This window comes from Streptomyces palmae (assembly GCF_004684805.1).
GTDB lineage: Bacteria > Actinomycetota > Actinomycetes > Streptomycetales > Streptomycetaceae > Streptomyces > Streptomyces palmae.
Window position 1 is genome coordinate 1 of the sequence record NZ_SRID01000559.1, and the last position, 2968, is coordinate 2968.

A 2968-nucleotide genomic window follows, 5' to 3' on the forward strand; every position below is an offset into this window, starting at 1 on the left:
CCCCGTACGTCAGGAACGCAGACGCCATGGACCGCCTCGTCAACACCGTGCGCCCCTACGCCTGGGGCTCCCCCACCGCCATCCCCGAGCTGCTCGGCGTCCGGCCCACCGGCGAGCCGCAGGCCGAACTGTGGATGGGCGCACACCCCGGGGCACCCTCCCGCCTCGACCGGGGGAGCGGTCCGGTCCCCCTCGACGAGGTCATCGCCGCCGACCCGAAGGGCGAGCTGGGCCCCGAGACGGTAGGCGCCTTCGGCCCGGAGCTGCCCTTCCTCCTCAAGGTGCTGGCGGCCGGCTCTCCGCTCTCCCTCCAGGTGCACCCCGACCGCGCGCAGGCCGAGGCCGGGTACGCGGACGAGGAGGCGCGCGGCGTTCCGCTGGACGCCCCGCACCGCAACTACAAGGACGCCAACCACAAGCCCGAGCTGATCTGCGCGCTCACCCCCTTCGAGGGGCTGTGCGGCTTCCGCGCCCCGGCCGAGACCGCCGAACTGCTGGCCGCCCTGGGCGTGGACTCGCTCAAGCCGTACGTCGACCTCGCCTACGCCCACCCCGAGCCCGACGCGCTGCGGGAACTGCTCACCGCCGTGCTGTCCGCCGACCGGGAGGCCATGGCCGAGACCGTGGAACAGACCGGCCGCGCCGCCGAACGCCTCGCCGGCCGACCAGGCCCCTGGGCCGAGGCATGCGCCGCCTACGCCACCCTCGCCCGGCACTTCCCGGGCGACCCCGGCGTGATCGCCGCCATGCTGCTCAACCACATCCGACTCCAGCCCGGCGAGGCCCTCTACCTGGGCGCCGGCGTGCCGCACGCCTATATCGAGGGCATGGGCGTGGAGATCATGGCCAACTCCGACAACGTGCTGCGCTGCGGACTGACCCCCAAGCACGTCGACGTACCCGAACTCCTGCGCGTGGTCCGCTTCGAGGGCGGCGCCCCCCGGGTGCTGCGACCGGAGGCCGACCCGGACGGCGAGGAGCTGTACGACACCCCCATCGACGAGTTCCGGATCTCCCGCCATGTGCTGGTCGGGGACGCCGCCGCCCGCCCGCTGCCCGCCCGCACCCCGCAGATCCTGCTGTGCACCGCCGGCTCCGTGCACCTGCGCACCACCGACCGCGGCCCGCGCCATGCCGGCACCGGGGAGCTGGTACTGGCCCGCGGCGAGTCCGTCTTCGTACCGGCCGGCGAGCGGGTGGAGGCCACCGGTGACGGGACCCTGTTCCGGGCCACCGTGATCGCCTGACCGCGCCGCCCGCGGACCGGGGCTGCGACAATGTCCCGCTGACAAGCGACACGACGACCGCAAGCCGCCGGATGGCGGAGCTGCCAAGCGTCGGAAGGGACAAGCGGCACACCATGAGTGCATCAGGCGGAACCAAGGCGATCGTCGCCGCGCTGGGAGCCAACGTCGCCATCGCCGCGGCCAAATTCGTTGCCGCGGCGATCAGCGGCTCGGCATCGATGCTCGCCGAAGGCGTGCACTCGCTGGCCGACTCGGGCAACCAGGGGCTGCTGCTCCTCGGCGGCAAGAAGGCCAAGCGGGAGGCCACCTCCCAGCACCCCTTCGGCTACGGCCGCGAACGCTATGTCTACGGCTTCCTGGTCTCCATCGTGCTGTTCACCATCGGTGGCGTCTTCGCCCTCTACGAGGGGTACGAGAAGGTCGTCCACCCGCACAGCGTCGAGCACTGGTACTGGCCGGTCGGCGTGCTGATCTTCGCGATCATCGCCGAGAGCTTCTCCTTCCGTACCGCCATCAGGGAGTCCAACGAGCTCCGCGGCACCCTGAGCTGGTCCCAGTTCGTACGCCGCGCCAAGGCCCCCGAGCTGCCCGTCGTCCTCCTGGAGGACTTCGGCGCCCTGATCGGCCTGGTCCTGGCCCTCGGCGGCGTCGGCCTGTCCCTCCTCACCGGCGACGGCGTCTGGGACGGCATCGGCACCATGTGCATCGGCGCCCTGCTGGTCCTGATCGCCCTGGTACTCGCCGCCGAGACCAAGTCGCTGCTGCTCGGCGAGGCCGCCGACGTGGACCAGGTCCAGAAGATCCGCGAGGCCGTGGTGGACGGCGAGACCGTCACCGGCCTCATCCACATGCGCACCCTCCACCTCGGTCCCGAGGAGCTGCTGGTGGCCGCCAAGATCGCGGTCCGCCACGACCACACCGCCGAGGACGTGGCCCGCGCCATCGACGCCGCGGAGGTCCGCATCCGCGAGGCGGTCCCGATCGCCCGCGTCATCTACCTGGAGCCGGACATCTACTCCGCGGAAGCCGCCGCCTCCGGCACCCCCGTCCCCTCCTGACCCGGACCTCCCCGGCACCGAGGCAGGCCTGACATCGGACCTGGCCCCGGAAAGGTTCGTCCTGCCCCGGGCCTCCCACCCCGGGGCAGGCCCGACGCGGGACCTGCCCCGGCGACGGAAAGGGGTTGGGCCGGGGGCGAGCACACTCCCAGGCCCAACCCCGCTCTCCCACCCTCCAGCCACTACGCGACCTCGGCCAACACCCTCGCGATCGCCCCCGCGTCCTCCGCCGCCAGCAGCCGCGCCCGGAACTCCGCGTCCATCAGCCTCCGCGACAGCATCGCCAGGATGCGCAGGTGGTCATCGCCCGCCACCGCCTCCGGTACCGCGATCATGAAGATGAGCCGCGCCCTGGTCCCGTCCGGCGAACCCCACTCGACGCCCTCCGCCGAACGCGCGAATCCGACCACCGGAGCCGTCACCGCGCCCGTCTTGGCGTGCGGAACCGCGATCCCCTCGCCGAGCCCGGTCGTCCCCTGCTCCTCCCGCGCCTGCGCGGCCCGCACCAGCGCGTCCACATCCGTGACCCGGCCGGTACGCGCCAGCAGCTCGGCCAGCTCGCGAAGGGCGGCACCCTTGCTGGTGGCGGCCAGCCGGGCCCGTACCGCCTCCACGCTCAGATACCCGGACAACCCCCGCCCCGGCACCTCCGCCCCCCGGGAC

General features: G+C 73.0%; 3 protein-coding genes. 2 read left to right on the top strand and 1 reads right to left on the bottom strand.

The features are described 5' to 3' along the window. The first annotated feature begins 26 nt into the window (after nt 1-26). On the top strand, nt 27-1247 hold the full coding sequence (gene manA, locus E4099_RS30865; protein ID WP_135342405.1) for a mannose-6-phosphate isomerase, class I: 1221 nt from the start codon (nt 27-29) through the stop codon (nt 1245-1247). Nucleotides 1248-1360: 113 nt separating this feature from the next. After that, nucleotides 1361-2305 carry a cation diffusion facilitator family transporter gene (locus tag E4099_RS30870; protein WP_135342406.1) on the top strand — a complete coding sequence of 315 codons (945 nt, stop codon included), beginning with the start codon at nt 1361-1363 and terminating at the stop codon, nt 2303-2305. A 182-nt stretch (nt 2306-2487) separates the two neighbouring features. Here E4099_RS30870 and E4099_RS30875 read toward each other — a convergent pair. After that, nucleotides 2488-2968: PTS sugar transporter subunit IIA (locus E4099_RS30875; protein ID WP_167828544.1), on the bottom strand; the 481-nt coding region annotated here is incomplete at its 5' end.